We start from the raw sequence: 18,112 nt of genomic DNA on the forward strand, positions 1-18,112 counted from the left end.
ACTGAGCAAAAACAGATCACCCATTCGGAGCCTCCTCGACAGGAGGCTCTGAATCACACCTCAATCTAAATTAATAGGTCCTGAGTCTAGCCCCTGGGATGATCAGGATCAGCAATCTGTACACCGGTATCATGGCGAGGCAGCCGACCGTCAGCGTCGACTCCCTCGTGACCGCCAAAGACGGGTCCGAGCTTTTCGTCACCGTCAACATGCTGGCCAGTACGGTAAGCCGAATTTTGGCGGACCAGGGACTGCCGCCTGTCTGGATTGGCGCGATTGTCGACCGCAACGGGGTCTTGGTCGCAAGAAGCCGGGATGCCGATCGCTTCGTGGGCAAGCCGGCGACTCCGGACAGCAAAGAACGGATCCGGGCCGGGGTACGTGAAGGTGTTTTCGAGAGCGTCTCCCTAGACGGCATCTCGACCGTTCTGGCCCTATCCCGCTCCCCCGGCTCGGGATGGTCGACCATTGTCGCGGTGCCGCAGTCGGAAATCGCGGCTGCCCCTTGGCGCTCCGCCCTGTATCTTGCAGGGGCAGGAGGCTTCCTTCTCTTCCTTGGAACCATGTTGGCGTGGCGGGTCGGCCGCGGCATTGCGTCTTCCGCCGAAGGGCTGGTCACCTTAGCGCAACGCCTCGGGCGCGGCGAGCCGATCACCGTCCCTGCAAGCGGTCTGGCGGAGATAGACCGCGTCGGCAGCGCGCTCGCGTCGGCTTCGACGGTGCTTTGTGAGCGTGAAGCAGCCCTACGAACAAGCGAGGCCAGTCTTCGAGCTACCCACGATAATGCCGCAGTGGGCATTGCCGAAGTGGATCGGGACGGCCGTTTCATCTCGGTCAACGAAGCCCGCTGCCAGCTGACAGGCCATACGCGCGAGGAGTTGATCGGACAGCATTTCGCTCATGCGACCCATGCCGCCAGCTTGAACCATGACCTCGAACTCTTCGCGCGGCAGGTTGCGGGCGAACTGGACACCTACACCACCGAGAGCCAGTTCACGCGCAAGGACGGCAACGGCGGCTGGGCCCGCATCACCAGTACAGCCCTGCTGGATGCATACGGAGGCTTTCTCTATGCCGTGCGCGTGGTGGAAGACATTACGGAACGTCGGGAGGCCGATCGGCGTCAGAAGCTGCTCGTCGACGAACTGAACCATCGGGTGAAGAACACGCTCGCAACGGTGCAGTCGCTGGCTTGGCAGGCCAACCGTTCCGGCGCAACGCCTCAAGTGGCGCAGCAACGATTCCAGGAGCGTCTGCTGGCGCTGTCACGCACACACAACCTTCTCAACGAAACGCATTGGGAGGGGGCTTCCCTCAGAACCATCCTGGAGACCGAACTCGGGCCCTACATGATGACTCCGTCGCGGATCAGGATCGGCGGGCCGGACGTGCAGCTTGCGCCGAAACCGGCAGTGGTCCTGGGCATGGCCTTTCATGAACTCGCCACCAACGCGGTCAAATACGGAGCCCTGTCAACGCCATCAGGCAAGGTGCAGGTTGGCTGGACGATTGATGGGTGGAACGACAGCGCCCTTCTGACAGTCGACTGGTGCGAGTTGGACGGGCCGGTGCTTGAGGGGCAGCCGAGCCCGGGCTTCGGCTCACGCCTTTTGCGGCAGACAATCACCAGGGAACTCGCCGGACATCTCGACATGCGGTTCGAGCGGGAGGGAGCTTGCTGCACGATGTCGATTCCGATCGGACCCGCCGGTCAGCAGGCGGCCTAGTCCAGGGTAAGCTCCCCAGCTCGATGCGGCTTCATCAGTCCTTTTAGGCCTCTGAGCCGGGGGTGGAGGCTGGCGCGGACGTCGCTTCACGCTCCACGGCGGTCTTGAGGACGGAAACCAGGGTTTGCTTGTTGAACGGCTTTTGAAGAAAAGCGAGCGGTCCCGTTGCATCGGCAGCTTGGCGTGTCGATGGGTCGCCTGAACCCGATATGTATACATGCGGGATTGCGCAGTCGCGGGCTTTGTGGGCAACCTCAATCCCGCTCATGCTGCCCTTCAGCTTGATGTCTAGGATGGCAAGGTCGACCCGATCCTGCACAAGGTACTCAAGCGCCTTCTCGCCGGTCGCGGCAAAGCCTGCCACCTCATGGCCGGCTTCCTCGACCACGTCGGCGACGTAGTCAGCCACGAGAGCCTCGTCCTCGACGACGAGAACACGCAGCCTCCCGTTCAAACTGGAACGCTGATCCGACATATCGCTCCTGCTTCACCACGTTCAAACGACACCTCACCCTCGACCTGGTCCGCCAACCGTCGGATCACGCGCATGCCAAGGCTGGATGCTGCCGCGGACAGGTCCAGGTCTCCTGGGTATCCGGCTCCATCGTCCGCGATGGTCAGCACCGCTCGATCCGCCTTTCTTTCGAGCGCTACCGACAGGTACCCGGTGCGACCGTCCGGGAAGGCATGCTTGAGGGCAACAGTGAGAATTTCATTGGCAATGAGCCCGAACGGCACTGCCAAGTCAACCGGCAGCTCCATCGTTTCCAGCTGAGGAGCAAGTCGAACTCGTCCCCCCGTCAGGCCGGTCAGGCTTCCGGCTAGGCGCTCGATGAATGCCGCAAAGTCTACTCGACGAAAGTCCTCCGAGCGGTAGAACTCCTCCTGGAGAGCGCTCAGCGCCTGGATGCGTCGCCCGAGATCCGCGAGTTGCTCCCGGTCGGTCCCGTTCGAGGTCGCCTTCTCGGTCATCCGCAACAGGCTGATCACGATCTGGAGGTTGTTGTGCAGCCGATGGTACAGCTCCTTGAGAACTAGGTCACGGCTCTCGCCCAGCTCAAGCAGTTGCCGCCTGCGATCGTAGGCCGAGCGAACCGCCATGGCGAGCCGGCGAAGCTGCGTGGCGCCCTTGACCACGTAGTCGTCAAAGCCACGCTTGAGGGCCCGAACCGCTAGCTCCTCGTTGCCCGTGCCGGTGAACATGACCGTGCAGCACAAGGGATTGCTTGCCTTGACCCGGTCGAAAACAGCAAGCCCGTCCGACCAACGAAGGTCGAAATCAGACACCAGGATGTCGGGCGCCCGTTCCCGTAGGACGTCATCGAGCGTGGCTAGATCGGGCGCCTCCTGGAAGTCCGCATCGGGGAACTCCTGGGCAACCGCCCGAATTGCCAGCACACGGGTATCGGGATCGTCGTCGACAAAGAGAATGCGCATGGGACCATTGAGGCAAGAACGGATGGATGAAGTGGTGCGCGAGGCTACAAAGGCAACGAACAGGAAGCCCGGTTGATCCTGTCTGCTGCGAGCCATAACGCGGGAGCAGCCGCCGGGACACCACCCCCGGGTGACCCTGTCGCGGCCGGATCCTCCCGTTTTGGGCCGCTTCTGGGCCCGGTCGCATTCGTGGTCGCCGGTGCGCTATTGGTCGCAAGCGCGATCACGTTGAACGTGTTTCTCTCAAGCCTTTCCGAGACACGGTCCTTTGTTCTACGTGCGAGTTTTATCCTCCGCGAGGTGGCCCAGTTGCACGTAGACGTTCGAGCCGCCGAGACCGGCCAAAGAGGCTACCTCCTGACGGGGGAGCGGCGCTACCTTGCTCCCTACGAGCAGGCGATCGGACGGGTCTGGGACAGCTTCAGGCAATTGGAGCGCAGTGTCCAGGAGCCCGGGCAGGTGAGCCGCCTCGGTCATCTGCGCCCCCTTATCGAGGCCAAGCTGGACGAGCTCGCTAGCACGGTCGAGCTCCGAGAGGAGAGCTTCGAGAAGGCCTTGGCGGTGGTCCGGACGGATGTCGGGCAGAGGCTGATGGAGGAGATCGACGCTGCCATCGGTGCATTCGAGCGTGCCGAGCAGGACATCATGGTGTCCCGTACCCAGCTCCTGGAGCAACAGGCGGCCTGGACCAGCCGTGTTGCCGCTTTGACCGGGGCCTTGGCGCTTGTCAGCGCCATTCTCGGCGTGGTCTGGATTGCGCGTCAGCGCGCGAACGCCCGGCTGCTCGACGCGGAGCGGGGCTTTCGGCGCAACCTCGAGGGGCAGGTGGAGGAGCGCACCGCCCAGCTCACCCAGGTCAACCAGGAGCTCGATGCGTTCGCCTACACGATCTCCCATGATCTGAGGGCGCCCCTGCGGGCCATGCACGGTTACGCCGATGCGCTCATGGAGGATTATGGCCAGCTCCTGCCGGAGGAGGGGCATCGCTTTGCGGATCGCATCATTTCCGCCGCCCGGCGAAAGGAAGACCTGATCAAGGACATTCTCTCCTACAGCCGGCTGGCCCGGGAGGAGGTGAGTGTGCGCCCAGTGGCTCTGGAGAGCATAATCGACCGGGTGATCGCGGACGCCGAGCCTCTCATTCGAGACACAAGGGCGACGGTGGCGGTGGAACGTCCGTTACCCGAAGTCATGGCTCATCCACCCACGCTCACTCAAGCGGCCACCAATCTGCTGTCGAACGCCATCAAGTTCGTCCCCACCGGTCTGGCGCCCAGGGTCAACATCAGGGCCGAGGAGAGGGGCGGACAGGTGCGGCTTTGGGTCGAGGACAATGGCATAGGTATCGATCCGGCTCATCAGGAGCGCGTGTTCCAGCCCTTCCAGCGTCTTCATGGCGTGGAGACCTACCCGGGAACCGGCATCGGCCTTGCCATCGTTCGTAGGAGCGTCGAGCGCATGGGCGGCCATAGCGGCGTGATCTCCGAGCCAGGAGAGGGGAGCCGTTTCTGGATCGAGCTTAGGGCAGCGCGGAAGGAGAAGGCGGAATGAACCCTTCGGATGACGTGATCCTGATCGTCGAGGACAATCCTGATGACCGGGACCTGCTCGCCCGGGCCTTCCGAAAGGCGAAGGTGGAGACGCCCCTCCGGTTCGCGGTAGACGGCGACGATGCGGTGGCATTCCTCGGTGAGGTCGTCAGTGCGCCGAACCACCAGCGCCCGGCGGTGGTTCTTCTGGATCTCAAGCTTCCCCGGCGCTCTGGTTTCGAGGTGCTGGAGTGGATCAAGGCGCACTCGGTCCTCCGGCGGACTCCCGTGATCATTCTGACCTCTTCGCGGGAGAGTATCGATCTTCAGCGCGCCTATGACCTTGGCGCGAACTCGTACTTGGTGAAGCCGGCGCGTCCCGAGGAGTTGTTGCGCATGGTCGAGCAGATCGATTCCTACTGGTTAGGGCTTAACGAGCCCGTTCGGGTGATTCAGTAGGGGTGTGAGACCGACGTGGGAAAGGTCGCCCCACCCGCGCCGCTCTCCGGAACAACCAGGCGGATACGAGCCAGAGCGCCGTGAAAAAGCTGGTCAGGATCAAGATTTGTCCTAGCCCGTCCGGCCCCGCAAAGCCCAACCCTGCGGTCACCGCGATCATGGCGACGAACACTTGAGCAAGCGCCGTGGTGACCATCGCGCGCGCCATTCCGCGTGCCTGGAATCGTGCGATGATGGAACCGATGATCCCGACAGCGAGCACTCCACCATACAACATGTTGGCAGGGTTATCCTCGGCCCCGATGATGCCAAGGGCAAGGTTCATCCAGACGAGGACAAAGGCCGCCGCGAGCGCGACGCCAACGGCGACCCGGTACGCGGGATCGCCTATCTTCCTCGCCGCAAACTCGTATGTGCCACCAGCGCCGACCAGCATCGCGCCGAAGATTGCAAAATCGGCTACATCCCAGTCCACTTGATCGGTGACTTGCATCGCGAACAACGGCAGCAGCAAGAGGAGCGCTGCGGCGCCCCACACGAACGTCCTCCAGCGGCTCCTGTGCCGCATACCGCCGTTTTTCAAGCACTCTGACATTGCCTTGCCTGGGTCTATGAGGAAGCCCTTCATCCTAAAGGCCGTTGGCGTCCAGAAAGCACTTCCACTTCCGTATCACGTGAGCATACTTGTAGGAGATCGCTTCAAAGGAAATGCCTATAACGGAGGGACGGATGTCCAGATCACCAGGCAGCCGCCGGCCTACAGACCCCTTGAAGGCTGCCGAGGCTGCATTCAAGAGCGCGACTACCAAGCCGGTTGAGGGGCCTCCCAAGACATCATCCATTCCAGGAGTGAAGGAGACAGTCACCCTGCGGATTGACCAGGATGTCCTTGAGCATTTCCAGCAAGATGGCCGGGGATGGCAGGACCGCATCAATGCAGCCCTGCGGAAAGCGGTTGGCAAGTAAGGGCTTTTCCGATGAACCCTTCTGTCTGAAGCAAAACGATGGTGACCGCACTTCTTCTGTCGTTTGGCACCGCAGGGGCAGTTGCCCAAGATCCTAAACCTGTTTCCTACACCTGTGCGGACGGCACATCGCTTCAGGCGACATTTTCTCCTGCGGGAAGCTCTATGGGCTCGGTCAAGCTGGTCTATGCCTAACCCTCGTCGATGACGACGCTCCCGCAAGCGATCTCGGCGGATGGAGGTCGCTACACGCAAGGAGACGTGGAGTTCTGGATCAAAGGGGACGGTGCGACCCTGACCCGAGCCGGAAAATCGACAACGTGCAGGACAGGCAGCTGAGTGACGCCTCCGACTATCGGCTGAACCTCAGCCAGTTATGGGTTCCGCCGCGGTCGCACCCTTTTGCTGTAGAGAACCTTGACAGCAATCCTCGATCGCGGGCTGCGCGCGCGCCCCACGGACCTTCAGGACAAGGATTATCGAACTCAGCACCAGACCAAGGGCGCTGAATATAAGAACAGGCAAGCTGCCGATGGCGAAGCCATAGGCCGTCCAGAGCAGGAGGCCGAACGTGCGCACCGCGAACATGCGGAGGGAGATCGCGGCCGTGTCGCCGGTCCGGCAGCATTTCACAACCTGCGGCATGAAGCTGTAGAGGCCGATGCAGCCCGCTGCGACGCCGATCAAAGTGGGAAGTGTCGCCTGCATGGTTAGCGCGCCTCTGCGGATCTGGAGCTGCGCAGCTTCAGCGCAAGGATGATGCCGGCGAAGACCACGTTGACGGCGTTGAACAGGATGACCGGCGTGCTGGCGATCATCAGACCGTGGATGATCCAAAGACCGTAGGCGATCAGCGAGGCCACGTACATGCGCTTGGAGATCGCCTCGGTGTCGCCCTCGCGCCATGCCTTAAGCACTTGCGGCACGAAACTTAAACTGGTGCACAGTCCCGCCGCCAGGCCCAGCACCGTTAGCCACCACGTTTGCATGTTAAAATTTTCCACCACGATGAACGACTTCAACAGACGGAGAGGCGAGGGGTTCCAGGGGTGAGTGGTATTGAAACAGGGGGCCGCCCCGGCGACGGGACGAGGTCCAGTCTACGAAGGTCAGTTGGAGAGACCCATCAAAGTAGGTTGCTTCCGCAGAATGATCCGGTCGGACGGACAGCATGGAGTTTTTGGCGAGATGGATGAAAACTTTTCACGTGTGGTCTTCATCTATGGCATGGCCATCGTTCTAGGTCTTGGCAAAGCCTGTACGCTGCTGATCTGGCGCACACTGCCTAGAACTCGGCCTGGTCTGCGGCAGGAGGTGAGGGCGGCTTGGCAGGGCTGGATGCAGCGTAGGTCGTCCAGGCGGGCCACAAATCCTCCGACCCGCGGCGGGGAGCCCCAGGTGACAATGCCCGCGTCGGCAGCCCTAGACGAACCGCGCCAACCATGAATGTGCGACTTGGCCTCGAAACGAAACGTCATGAGGCCAATCGAGCCCCGCTACTTGCGGTCGTCCTTGTCGTACACGTTGGTGCGGCTCGTTGACGTGCCGGAAGTGGTCGACGGGCCTGTGGTCGTCGTCCGTGACCGTCCGCGCATGAAGTACCAGACTATGGCAGCAAGGAGCGCAAGACCAATGATGATCCAAAGCCAAGGGGCTCCATCATCAGTCGTCGCGGGTGCGGCAGGTGCGGCGGGTGAGCCTGGCGTGGCGGGCGGCGTAGCTTGAGCGAGGGCCTCGTTTACCGCAACGAACGTCATGATCGTGAAGACTTGGAACCTGTTGAGCATCATGTTCCCCATTTTGCCTATGAAGGCTGCGGATCAACGCCCGCCGCCGGTCCGCGTTCCTTCCAACTCATTATCGAGCGCCCCTGCTCAGGGCCCGCCGGCAACGGTTGCTTGAATGCCAGATCCGACCTTGGCACTTCCACGGCTCCTGGGGACTGTGCCGGGCGCCGCTCGAAGGAATTTCTTCTGGCAGAGGCTTCGAGTTGCCCTAGATCTTTGTGGGTTCGACGTCTCACCGAGCCACCCGATGCCAAGAAACATGAAGCCGCGGTCACAGAGCTCTGTGCAGGAACAGATCGGATTCGTTCGTGTGCGGGGCGCACGGGAGCACAACCTCAAGAGCATTGATCTTGAGGTGCCGCGCGATGCCTTGGTGGTCTTTACGGGGGTGTCCGGCTCCGGAAAGTCTTCGCTGGCCTTTGGCACCCTGTACGCGGAGGCGCAGCGGCGATACCTGGAATCGGTCTCGCCCTATGCGAGGCGCCTGTTCCATCAGATGCCCGTTCCCGATGTGGACGACATTGACGGTTTGCCGCCGGCCGTCGCGCTTCAGCAGCAGCGCGGATCGCCGACCACGCGCTCCTCGGTGGGAAGCGTCACGACCTTATCCAACCTCTTGCGCATGCTCTATTCCCGGGCCGGAGACTATCCGCGCGGCCAGGCGATCCTCTACGCCGAGTCGTTCTCGCCCAATACCCCGGAGGGGGCCTGCCCCCGGTGCCATGGCCTCGGCCGGGTTTATGAGGTCACCGAGCAATCGATGGTGCCTGACGACTCGCTGACCATTCGCGAGCGGGCCATTGCTGCATGGCCGACCGCCTGGCATGGACAGAACCTGCGCGATATCGCCACCACGCTCGGCTTCGACGTCGATCGTCCCTGGAAGGATCTGCCCAAGAAGGACCGCAACTGGCTGCTCTTCACGGACGAGCAGCCGACCGTCCCGGTTTATCCGGGATATACGCAGCAGGAGGTTCGGCGCGCGCTCAAGCGCAAGGAAGAGCCGGCCTATCAGGGGACCTTCACGAGCGCCAAGCGCCACGTGCTGCACACCTTCGCCAATACGCAGAGCCCGCTGATGAAGCGACGGGTGTCGCAGTACATGGTGAGCACCGAATGTCCGCTTTGTCACGGCAAGCGCCTTCGTCCCGAGTCTCTGTCCGTGAAATTCGCTGGGCTGGACATCGCCGATATTTCCAGCCTGCCGCTGGCCCGTCTCTCTGACATTTTCCGCCCTTATGCGGATGGCACAGCTTCCAGCATGGCGAGGATCGAAGCGGACTATCCGGAAAAGGCAGTCGTCGCGCAACGCATCGCCGAGGATCTCGTCGCCCGGCTCAACGTTATGATCGACCTCGGGCTTGGCTATCTTGCCATCGAACGCAGCACCCCGACGCTTTCGCCCGGCGAGCTTCAACGGCTGCGGCTCGCTACGCAGGTGCGCTCCAACCTGTTCGGCGTGGTCTATGTGCTCGACGAGCCCTCGGCCGGGCTTCACCCCGCCGATACGGAGGCCCTGCTGAATGCGCTCGGGCAGCTGAAGGCGTCCGGGAATTCGCAGTTCGTGGTCGAGCACAATCTTGACGTGATCCGTCAGGCCGACTGGATCGTCGATGTGGGTCCCGGCGCGGGCGAGCAGGGCGGCTTCGTGCTCTATAGCGGCCCGCCCGAAGGGCTCAAGCAGGTGGAGGCCTCGCAGACCAGACGTTTTCTGTTCGACGAAAGCGTCACAGCGCGCCGGACGCCGCGCCTGCCCAAGGGCTGGCTGCGCCTTGCCGGTGTTACGCGCAACAACCTGCACGAACTCGATGTGGCGTTTCCACTGGGTGTGTTCACCACGGTGACGGGAGTATCGGGCTCCGGAAAGTCAAGCTTGGTCAGCCAAGCCCTGGTGGAACTGGTAGCGGAACATCTCGGGCATGACATTCCTACGGACGAGGACGAGAGCGAGGAGCTCGAGCGGGTGAGGGGCGCTGCGAGCGACGGCCGGATTGTCGGCGGAATCGAGGGGATCAAGCGCTTGGTCAGGGTAGATCAGAGGCCGATCGGGCGCACGCCGCGCTCAAACCTCGCAACCTATACAGGCCTTTTCGATCACATCCGTAAGCTGTTTGCCGCGACCAGACAGGCACGCGCACGCCGCTACGATGCCGGGCGCTTCTCCTTCAACGTTGCCAAGGGCCGCTGCCCAAACTGTGAGGGCGAGGGGTTCGTAATGGTCGAACTCCTCTTCCTGCCGAGCGTTTATGCGCCTTGTCCGACCTGTCACGGGGCCCGATACAATGCTGATACTCTCAAGGTCAGATATCGCGACAAATCCATCGCCGATGTCTTGGGAATGACGGTCGATGCCGCCTGGGAGTTCTTCGCAGACGAGCCGCACGTGCATCGCTCTCTAACGATCGTGCGCGAGGTGGGTCTAGGTTATCTACGGCTCGGCCAGCCCGCGACCGAGCTGTCCGGCGGCGAGGCGCAGCGCATCAAGCTGGCCACCGAACTGCAAAGAATTCAGCGTGGCGATACGCTCTATGTTCTTGACGAGCCGACCACTGGACTTCATCCGGCTGACGTCGAAAGGCTTGTGGTCCAGCTCAATGGATTGGTCGAGGCCGGGAATACGGTCATTGTGGTCGAGCATGACATGCGTGTCGCGGCAAGAAGCGACTGGGTGATGGATATCGGTCCGGGGGCGGGCGACGAGGGCGGGAAGGTGGTTGCGTCCGGTCCACCAGACGAGGTGGCGAAGGCCCTAGGTAGCCGCACGGCCCCCTATTTGGCGCGCATCCTCGCTTGATGCGGTTTAACGTTGGCGATGACGGGCGGCTGGCGGGCGTACTTGTGGCTTGTCCCGCAATGGGCCATTCAGGTCAGCATCCGAGGGACGACTCGCAGATTACGACGATCTGCGCTGCAGTCAACGCGCGACGGGTGGCGTCAAAACATATGCCGTCGTCGATTTCACCCGCTGCATGGCAAAGCGGGACGTCACATTCTTGAGCGGGATCGCTTCAATCAGCCGCTTGTAGAAGCCGTCATAGGAGGCCATGTCAGACACGACGACACGCAGCATGTAGTCTACGTCGCCGGCCATACGATAAAACTCCATGACCTCTGGCATAGCGGACACCAGTTCGGCAAAACGCTGCAGCCACTGGCCCGAATGATCCGCAGTTTCGATGGACACAAACACTGTCAGGCCGAGACCAACTTTCTCGGGGTCAACCAAGGCAACGCGCTTTTGGATAACGCCTGTCGCCTCTAGACGCTGAACTCTCTTCCAGCAGGGAGTCTGGGACAGGTTTATCCTCTGAGCCAGTTCCGCAATCGAAATACTTGCGTCTTCCTGCAGCAGCGCGAGAATCTTAATGTCCGTGGCATCCATCGCGTGATGCGCTCCAAAGTGGTTAATTTATGCTGATATGCGCCCATCAGGCGAATTAAATTGCCCTGCCGATGCCAGATCGACAACTTAAGAGAAATTTATTCTAGATTGCCGCCAAGTGACGTCAATAGTGACTATCAAGGGTCGGTAACGAAGTGCAGTCTTCGGAAGGTCTGCTGGACAGGGCCTAGTGTTGTTCTTCTAAAAGAACGAAATCGCGGCATGGTGTTGAGCTGTACGTGTTGATTCAGTCAATCTCGTAGTCGAAAGAACGATTTTTCTATATTTACCGGTCTGGATAGAAGGATATGCTCGCGTCTCTCGTTCTAAAAAAAGAACGTTCCCGTTGCTGTTTTAGAACGATCTCTGGATAATTCCCCTGTCATTTCCGGCTATCTAGCCGTCTACGCAGGGGAACAATCGTGTCGCTCAATATTGGCTTCGGAAGCAGAGCCCACTTCGCCACACTGGCCAGCACCGCTTTTCTGGCGGGCTCCCTTGGATGGGGAAGCGCCGCGATGGCGACAGGATCCGGCGAGGCTCCAGTCAAAGGCGGCACGCTGATCTATCTCGAGCAACAGGCTCATACGAATCTCTATCCACCCGCAGGCGGCTTCTATCCAAATGGCGGCATCCTCAACCAGATCACCGATAAGCTGACCTACCAAAACCCGAAGACGCTTGAGATCGAGCCATGGATCGCCGAGTCGTGGACGGTAAACCCTGACGCGACGGAATATACGTTCAAGATTCGTAAAGGCGTTACCTTCTCCGACGGAACGCCTCTCGATGCCGCGGTCGTCGTCAAGAACTACGATACGTTCGGACGCGGCAACAAGGAGTTGAAGCTTCCGATCTCCGAGGTGATCAACAACTACGATCGCAGCGAGGTCGTGGATTCCCACACGGTGAAGTTCTATTTCAAGAGGCCTTCACCCGGATTCCTGCAAGGCACGTCGGTGATCGGCTCCGGGTTGGTATCTCTCGCAACCCTGGCGCTGCCTTATGAGGCTTTGGGCGACGCCACGAAAATCATCGGTTCCGGGCCATTCGTTGTCGCAAGCGAAACACTTGGACGGGAACTCGCCTTGAAGGCACGGGCTGACTATAACTGGGGACCCGCCAAGCTCGAGCATCAGGGCCGTGCCTATCTCGACGAGATCAAGTATATCATCACTCCCGAGGACAGCGTCCGCATCGGCGCGCTTCTAGCCGGGCAGGCTGACGTCATTCGCCAGATCCAGGCCTATGATGAGAAGCAGGTCGAGGACGAAGGTTACCGGATCTATGCGCCGTCCACTCGCGGGGTGAACAACAGCGTCGTCTTCCGGCCCGACAATCCGCTGGTGGCCGATGTCCAGGTACGTCGAGCCCTGCTGCATGCAACCAATACGGACGAGATCGTTTCGACGCTGTTCTCCACCAATTATCCGAAGGCCACCTCGATCATCGCGCAGACGGCTCTCGGCTACATCGATCTGTCGGCAAAGCTTTCGTACAATCTCGACAAGGCCAAGGGTTTGCTCGACGATGCGGGCTGGAAAGCCGGCCCGAACGGCCTGCGCCAGAAGGATGGCCTGACCTTGGAGCTGACTGCTTACGAGTCCCTGCCGCAGCCGCAGAACAAGGAGACCCTTCAGCTGGTATCGCAGCAATGGGGCAAGATCGGCGTGAAGCTCAATGTGCTCACGGCCGACTCGGGCAGCGCAACAGTGAACAATTTCGATCCTGCCAAGGCGGCGGTTTCACCGGCGATGGTCGGCCGCGCCGATCCGGACGTGATCAAGAGCCAGTACTATCCTACCAACCGCAATGTTCTACTGCAAAAGGGCGGCAACAGCGATAAGGTGAAAACCTTCGTTGATGAGAGGCTGAACGCTCTCTTGGACAAACTGGCTTCCGAGCCGGATCGCACAAAGCGCCTCGCCGTTGCAGGCGATGTTCAGAACTACGTGATTGATCAAGCCTACGCCATTCCGATCTTCGAGGAGCCGCAAGCTTTCGCCGCCGCTCCATACGTGAAAGGTGTCGCTTTTGAGGCTGTGGGACGACCGAGCTTCTACAGCGTCTGGCTTACGCCCCGCCGGTAACCAGCGATCCATACGGCCGGATGCCCACGAAAGCAGGCATCCGGCCATCGTCCCACAAATCCTTTTATTCAGGCAGGTTTCCCATGTCCCGCTATGTGATTGGCAGGATCGGACAGGCAGTGATCGTTCTCTGGGCTGCCTTCACAGCCTCGTTCATCCTGTTGCAGGCGTTGCCAGGCGATGCAATTCTCATCAAGTTCCTGAACCCAGAATTAGGTCTCGGGCCGGAGCAGATCGCAGAGATCCGCGCTTCGTATGGTGCAGATATTCCGCTCTGGGCGCAATATCTGCACACCGTCTCAAACTTCTTGTCCGGCGACTTCGGCTATTCCGTCCAAGCCGGTGTACCGGTCGGAGACCTTCTGCTCGCCAGCCTGCCATCCACTCTCTGGCTGGCAACCCTCGGATTCCTCCTGGCGCTCGTCGTCGCCATTTCACTCTCGGTCGCATCGGCGCTGCTGCCACTTTCCTGGCTGCGCTCCAGCATCCAATCGCTTCCGTCACTCTTCGTGGCCACGCCGGTGTTCTGGCTTGGAATCCTGCTGATCCAGATCTTCTCGTTTCAGCTCAAGCTGGTTCCTGTCATCAGTCCGGGGCCTTGGGAAGGCTTCGTCCTTCCAGTTCTAACGCTCGCTATCCCGATTTCTGCGCCGCTGGCACAGGTGCTGATGCGCAACATTGACAACGTGATGACGGAACCTTTCGTGGCTGTCGCCCGAGCCAAGGGCGCATCGCGGAGCTGGGTGTTGTGGAAGCACGTGGCCAAGAACGCGCTGCTGCCCACCATGACCATCGGAGGCATTCTCTTCGGTGAACTTTTGGCAGGCGCTGTCGTCACAGAGGCTGTCTTCGGTCTGAACGGGATCGGTGGGCTCACACAGCGTTCCGTCGGCCATCAGGATATCGCCGTACTTCAGGCTCTCGTTGTCTTCTCGGCAGCTGCCTTCGTGCTCATTAACCTCGTGGTGGATCTTCTCTACCCCGTCTTCGATCCTCGCCTCCGGTCCAGGGAAGGGGCTGTCGCATGACCAGCATCAACACAGCTAGTCGTAGCCTCGTGCCAAGCGATGCAGGTCTTTTAGAAAGTACATCGCGCTATGGTGTCGGAACTCACCCGAACGACAGAGGACTGCCAGTCGCTCGGTGGCTGACCGCCGTCATGCGTTTTCCAATCGGGCTGGCGGCATCGTGGTTCGTGATGGCAATTGTCGTCATGTGGGCGCTTTTTCCGGCGCTGTTCACGAGCTACAGCGGAACGGTGGGCGTGGCGCGGCAGCAGCTTCGCGCCCCAAGTGCCGAACACTGGCTTGGGACGGATGCGCTGGGCCGCGATCTCCTGGCACGCGTCATCTACGGTGCTGCCAATTCGCTCTCTGGAGCTTTCGTGGCGGTCGGCGTCGGCCTCGTCATCGGAACGACGCTCGGCTTGCTCGCTGGATCCGCGCGGGGCAGGGTGGATGGTGCCATCATGCGAATCGTAGATGTGTTACTGTCGATTCCGCAGCTGCTCCTGTCGCTGAGCATAGTAATCCTGCTCGGTTTCGGCACCGTCAACGCCGCCATCGCGGTTGGCGTCACCTCCATCGCCAGCTTCGCGCGTCTTGCCAGATCCGAGGTAGTGAGGGTGCGGGCAAGCGATTACGTCGAGGCTGCGTTCGGCAGTGGCGGAACCTTCGTCCGCGTCCTGCTGCGGCACATCCTTCCGAACTCCCTGACCTCTGTGGTTGCGCTGGCGGCTCTGCAGTTCGGCTCCGCTATCCTGGCGATCTCGACACTCGGCTTTCTTGGATACGGCGCTCCTCCACCCACGCCGGAATGGGGCCTGCTGATTGCCGAGGGACGCAACTATATCGCCCGTGCGTGGTGGCTGACGACTGTTCCTGGCGTCGTCGTTATCCTTGTCGTCCTATCGGCGAACCGCATCAACCAGTCGTTTGGAAAGGACAGGACATGAGCACGGCCACCGCTCCTCATCCGGCTTCAGCCGCAAACGCGGACCTGCCTGTCCTGGAGATCAACAATCTCGCGGTTTCCTATCGAAGCAATAATGATTTTCAACGCGTCGTTCACAACGTTTCGCTCCAGGTCCGCCCCGGCGAGATCGTGGCTCTCGTCGGCGAATCTGGCTCCGGCAAGACCACAACGGCACAGGCAGTCATTGGGCTCCTGGCTGAGAACGGTCGCTTGGAGTCCGGCGCTATCCGGCTCAACGGCACCGACATCGCCGGTTGGTCGGAGAAGCGGCTCGATACGATCCGCGGCAGCAAGATCAGCCTGATCCCGCAGGATCCGACCGGCTCGCTCAATCCGGTGAAGACCATAGGTACGCAGGTGGCCGAGGTGTTCCAGATCCACAGGCGGGGCACCCGCGCGGAGATCGAGGCGGGCGTCATCGACCTTCTCGCCCGCGTCGGCCTTTCGCAGCCGGAACTGCGCGCCCGGCAATATCCTCATGAATTGTCGGGTGGCATGCGCCAACGCGTTCTCATTGCGATCGCAGTCGCTATGCGTCCGGCCTTGATCATCGCTGACGAGCCGACCAGCGCCCTCGATGTGACGGTGCAGCAGCGAATCCTCGATCTCATCGACGGATTGCGCGAGGAGTACGGCACAGCAGTTCTTCTCGTAACGCACGATCTCGGCGTGGCAGCGGACCGTGCGGACCATCTTGTCGTCCTGAAGGGCGGAAGGGTTCAGGAGCAGGGGCCGACTGCGGAAATCCTGGCGTCTCCGCGTAGCGATTACACACGCAAGCTTCTGGCGGATGCGCCATCGCTCGCCAAGGCGCAGCGCGTGAAACGAGCCGGGCCTCGACCGGCGCCCGAGGGTGGGCATGCCATCGTGGTCGAGGATCTCGTCCAGGATTTTCCCCTTGACCGTGGGCGGCGCGGAGCTTTCAGGGCAGTCGATGGAATTTCATTCAAGGTGGCGCGCGGGACGACCCACGCCGTCGTGGGTGAATCTGGATCGGGAAAGACGACGACCGCACGGAGCGTCGTTGGCTTCCAGAAACCGACCTCAGGGAGGATCCTGGTCGATGGGGTCGATGTCACCACTCTACGAGGTGAAGCCCTGCGCCAATTCCGCCGCACGATCCAGCTCGTCTATCAGAACCCCTTCGCCTCACTCGATCCGCTTCAGACCATCTATCAGATCATCGAGGAACCGCTTCTCAACTTCGATCCTTTGCCGCGGGAGGAGCGGGCGAGAAAAATTCATGCCATCCTTGACCGGGTGAGGCTGCCGCAATCGGTTCTGACCCGAAGGCCTCGTACCCTGTCGGGAGGGCAAAGGCAGCGTGTCGCTCTCGCCCGCGCCCTGGTCCTCGAACCCCAGGTACTGGTGCTGGATGAGGCGGTGTCTGCTCTCGATGTCACGGTGCAGGCCCAGATCCTAGGACTCCTCGATGAACTCCAGCAGGCGCTCGGTCTCACTTATCTCTTCATCTCTCACGATCTCGCTGTGGTTCGGCAGATCTCCGATACGGTATCCGTCCTATACAATGGACGCCAAGTTGATAGCGGCACCGTGGAAGACGTCTTCCTGCGCCCTGGCAGCCCCTACACGCGAGAGCTCATCGGCGCGATCGCCGGGCAGCGGAACCTACCCATGATGAATACTTCAAATCATTTTGTCGGGACCGGCCAATGACAGAATTCTCACAGCCTAAGCGCCTCGGGTTCTTCACCCGCCTTCTTGACGAAGCGAACGCGGCGGAGCGCTACCGGCTCGCCACCGAACAGATTATCCACGCTGAGTCCTATGGCTTCGATTCTGCATGGGTTGCACAGCTCCATTTCCGCGAGGCGGAGGGCGGCCTACCGTCTCCTCTCGTCTTCCTGGCCCATGTCGCGGCGCGCACGTCTAAGATCCGGCTCGGCACCGGCATCATCACGTTGCCGCTCGAAAACCCGGTTCGGGTCGCCGAAGATGCAGCGGTTCTTGACCTTCTGTCGGGAGGACGCCTCGAAGTCGGTATCGGGACAGGTGGCACACCCTCGTCGTTCGCTGCCTTTGGGTTGGACAGCGCGAACCGGTCGGATATTTACGATCGGCATCTCGCGACTGTTCGAAATGCCTGGGCTGGTCACCCACTCGAGGGCGGCGACGCGCTCTACCCGTCCGCTTCGCACCTGAACGACCGCGTCTGGCAGGCAACCTTCTCCACATGGGGCGGCATTCGCGCCGGCAAGGCGGGCGACGGACTCATGCTGTCGCGTACGCAGCCCCGGACGAAGGAGGCCCCGCAGGCCGCTCTTGCCGAGATCCAGCATCCGATCATCGATGCTTACCTCGACGCGCTTCCCGAGGGGAGGGAGCCGCGGATCGTGGCGTCGCGTTCGGTCTTCGTGGCTGACACCCGCAAAGAAGCGCTGCATCTTGCCGAGAAGGGACTGCGCGGCGTCATCGATGGTTTTATCGCCAAGGGGCATGCAGTTCCGGGTGACAGCCTGCCTGAGATCATCACTGCCCTCGATACCCATGTGGGCACGCCAGACGACGTCATCCGGTCCCTTGAGGCGGACACGACGCTTGAGCGCGCGACAGACATCGTCTTCCAAGTGCATTCGGTCGACCCGCCCCATTCCTACATCCTGCGGTCGATCGAACTGATCGCTACTGAAGTGGCGCCAGCTCTTGGCTGGCGTAAGCTGGAACCCCAGGTGGAGAGGCGCGTCGCCCTCGTGCGCTGAGCCCCTTTGAACCCAACTTCTTCAATCCATCCGCAATGTGAG

Annotated in this window: 19 protein-coding genes; 12 read left to right on the forward strand and 7 right to left on the reverse strand. The window is 61.1% G+C overall.

Annotation, left to right across the window (positions count from 1 at the left end):
• Nucleotides 1-98 precede the first annotated feature (98 nt).
• A complete protein-coding gene (locus DRB19_RS23585; RefSeq protein WP_114188468.1) occupies nt 99-1,727 on the forward strand; it encodes a sensor histidine kinase in 1,629 nt (542 codons plus the stop codon).
• A 43-nt stretch (nt 1,728-1,770) separates the two neighbouring features.
• Here DRB19_RS23585 and DRB19_RS23590 read toward each other — a convergent pair whose 3' ends face one another.
• Together DRB19_RS23590 and DRB19_RS23595 are read right to left on the reverse strand one after the other, a co-directional pair.
• Nucleotides 1,771-2,202, reverse strand: a complete 432-nt coding sequence (locus tag DRB19_RS23590) for a response regulator (RefSeq protein WP_114188469.1) — start codon at nt 2,200-2,202, stop codon at nt 1,771-1,773.
• On the reverse strand, nt 2,178-3,164 hold the full coding sequence (locus DRB19_RS23595) for a sensor histidine kinase (RefSeq protein ID WP_162815827.1): 987 nt from the start codon (nt 3,162-3,164) through the stop codon (nt 2,178-2,180). The genes DRB19_RS23590 and DRB19_RS23595 overlap by 25 nt, the downstream gene beginning before the upstream one ends.
• A 72-nt stretch (nt 3,165-3,236) precedes the next feature.
• Here DRB19_RS23595 and DRB19_RS23600 point away from each other — a divergent pair, with 72 nt between their 5' ends.
• Entirely contained in the window at nt 3,237-4,715 is a 1,479-nt protein-coding gene (locus DRB19_RS23600) for a sensor histidine kinase (protein WP_114188471.1), read from the forward strand.
• Nucleotides 4,712-5,152, forward strand: a complete 441-nt coding sequence (locus DRB19_RS23605; RefSeq protein ID WP_114188472.1) for a response regulator — start codon at nt 4,712-4,714, stop codon at nt 5,150-5,152. Before DRB19_RS23600 ends, DRB19_RS23605 begins: the two co-directional genes overlap by 4 nt.
• Here DRB19_RS23605 and DRB19_RS23610 read toward each other — a convergent pair.
• Nucleotides 5,124-5,720, reverse strand: coding sequence for a hypothetical protein (locus tag DRB19_RS23610; protein ID WP_162815830.1), 597 nt, complete (start codon nt 5,718-5,720; stop codon nt 5,124-5,126). The genes DRB19_RS23605 and DRB19_RS23610 overlap by 29 nt on opposite strands.
• Nucleotides 5,721-5,881: 161 nt before the next feature.
• On the opposite strand from DRB19_RS23610, the gene DRB19_RS23615 reads away from it, so the two are divergent.
• Genes DRB19_RS23615 through DRB19_RS31950 form a run of 3 tightly spaced genes read left to right on the forward strand, consistent with a single transcriptional unit; the run spans nt 5,882 to nt 6,456 of the window.
• A complete protein-coding gene (locus tag DRB19_RS23615; RefSeq protein WP_114188473.1) occupies nt 5,882-6,118 on the forward strand; it encodes a BrnA antitoxin family protein in 237 nt (78 codons plus the stop codon).
• A 38-nt stretch (nt 6,119-6,156) separates the two neighbouring features.
• Nucleotides 6,157-6,312, forward strand: a complete 156-nt coding sequence (locus tag DRB19_RS30195) for a hypothetical protein (protein ID WP_162815828.1) — start codon at nt 6,157-6,159, stop codon at nt 6,310-6,312.
• 9 nt (nt 6,313-6,321) lie between these two features.
• Nucleotides 6,322-6,456, forward strand: coding sequence for an MliC family protein (locus DRB19_RS31950; protein ID WP_114188474.1), 135 nt, complete (start codon nt 6,322-6,324; stop codon nt 6,454-6,456).
• A gap of 27 nt (nt 6,457-6,483) precedes the next feature.
• Here the strand turns inward: DRB19_RS31950 and DRB19_RS23625 are convergent, their stop codons facing one another.
• The 3 genes from DRB19_RS23625 to DRB19_RS23640 all read right to left on the reverse strand — a co-directional run bounded on the left by DRB19_RS23625 (nt 6,484) and on the right by DRB19_RS23640 (nt 7,907).
• Nucleotides 6,484-6,825: a SemiSWEET family sugar transporter gene (locus DRB19_RS23625; RefSeq protein WP_114188475.1), complete on the reverse strand. Its 342-nt coding sequence runs from the start codon at nt 6,823-6,825 to the stop codon at nt 6,484-6,486.
• 2 nt (nt 6,826-6,827) lie between these two features.
• Nucleotides 6,828-7,139, reverse strand: coding sequence for a SemiSWEET family sugar transporter (locus DRB19_RS23630; RefSeq protein ID WP_245439773.1), 312 nt, complete (start codon nt 7,137-7,139; stop codon nt 6,828-6,830).
• A 474-nt stretch (nt 7,140-7,613) separates the two neighbouring features.
• Nucleotides 7,614-7,907 (reverse strand): hypothetical protein, encoded by a 294-nt coding sequence (locus DRB19_RS23640; RefSeq protein ID WP_147022017.1) that lies wholly within the window; start codon nt 7,905-7,907, stop codon nt 7,614-7,616.
• A 244-nt stretch (nt 7,908-8,151) separates the two neighbouring features.
• Between DRB19_RS23640 and uvrA the strand changes: the two genes are divergently transcribed.
• On the forward strand, nt 8,152-10,698 hold the full coding sequence (gene uvrA, locus DRB19_RS23645) for an excinuclease ABC subunit UvrA (protein WP_114188479.1): 2,547 nt from the start codon (nt 8,152-8,154) through the stop codon (nt 10,696-10,698).
• Nucleotides 10,699-10,818: 120 nt separating this feature from the next.
• On the opposite strand, the gene DRB19_RS23650 is transcribed toward uvrA, so the two are convergent.
• Nucleotides 10,819-11,286 (reverse strand): Lrp/AsnC family transcriptional regulator, encoded by a 468-nt coding sequence (locus DRB19_RS23650; protein WP_114188480.1) that lies wholly within the window; start codon nt 11,284-11,286, stop codon nt 10,819-10,821.
• A 518-nt stretch (nt 11,287-11,804) separates the two neighbouring features.
• Here DRB19_RS23650 and DRB19_RS23655 point away from each other — a divergent pair.
• The 5 genes from DRB19_RS23655 (at nt 11,805) to DRB19_RS23675 (ending at nt 18,070) form a co-directional block, all read left to right on the forward strand.
• Nucleotides 11,805-13,376 (forward strand): TIGR04028 family ABC transporter substrate-binding protein, encoded by a 1,572-nt coding sequence (locus DRB19_RS23655; protein WP_114188481.1) that lies wholly within the window; start codon nt 11,805-11,807, stop codon nt 13,374-13,376.
• Nucleotides 13,377-13,459: 83 nt separating this feature from the next.
• The gene (locus tag DRB19_RS23660; RefSeq protein ID WP_114188482.1) at nt 13,460-14,404 is read left to right on the forward strand and encodes an ABC transporter permease; all 945 of its coding nucleotides are present in this window, start codon (nt 13,460-13,462) and stop codon (nt 14,402-14,404) included.
• A 131-nt stretch (nt 14,405-14,535) separates the two neighbouring features.
• Nucleotides 14,536-15,330: an ABC transporter permease gene (locus DRB19_RS23665; RefSeq protein ID WP_245439775.1), complete on the forward strand. Its 795-nt coding sequence runs from the start codon at nt 14,536-14,538 to the stop codon at nt 15,328-15,330.
• A complete protein-coding gene (locus DRB19_RS23670; RefSeq protein ID WP_114188484.1) occupies nt 15,327-17,027 on the forward strand; it encodes a dipeptide ABC transporter ATP-binding protein in 1,701 nt (566 codons plus the stop codon). The genes DRB19_RS23665 and DRB19_RS23670 overlap by 4 nt, the downstream gene beginning before the upstream one ends.
• Entirely contained in the window at nt 17,024-18,070 is a 1,047-nt protein-coding gene (locus tag DRB19_RS23675) for a putative FMN-dependent luciferase-like monooxygenase (protein ID WP_114188485.1), read from the forward strand. The genes DRB19_RS23670 and DRB19_RS23675 overlap by 4 nt, the downstream gene beginning before the upstream one ends.
• Nucleotides 18,071-18,112 lie beyond the last annotated feature (42 nt).

The sequence above is a fragment of the Microvirga aerophila genome, assembly GCF_003332305.1.
Taxonomy (GTDB): Bacteria; Pseudomonadota; Alphaproteobacteria; order Rhizobiales; family Beijerinckiaceae; genus Microvirga; species Microvirga aerophila.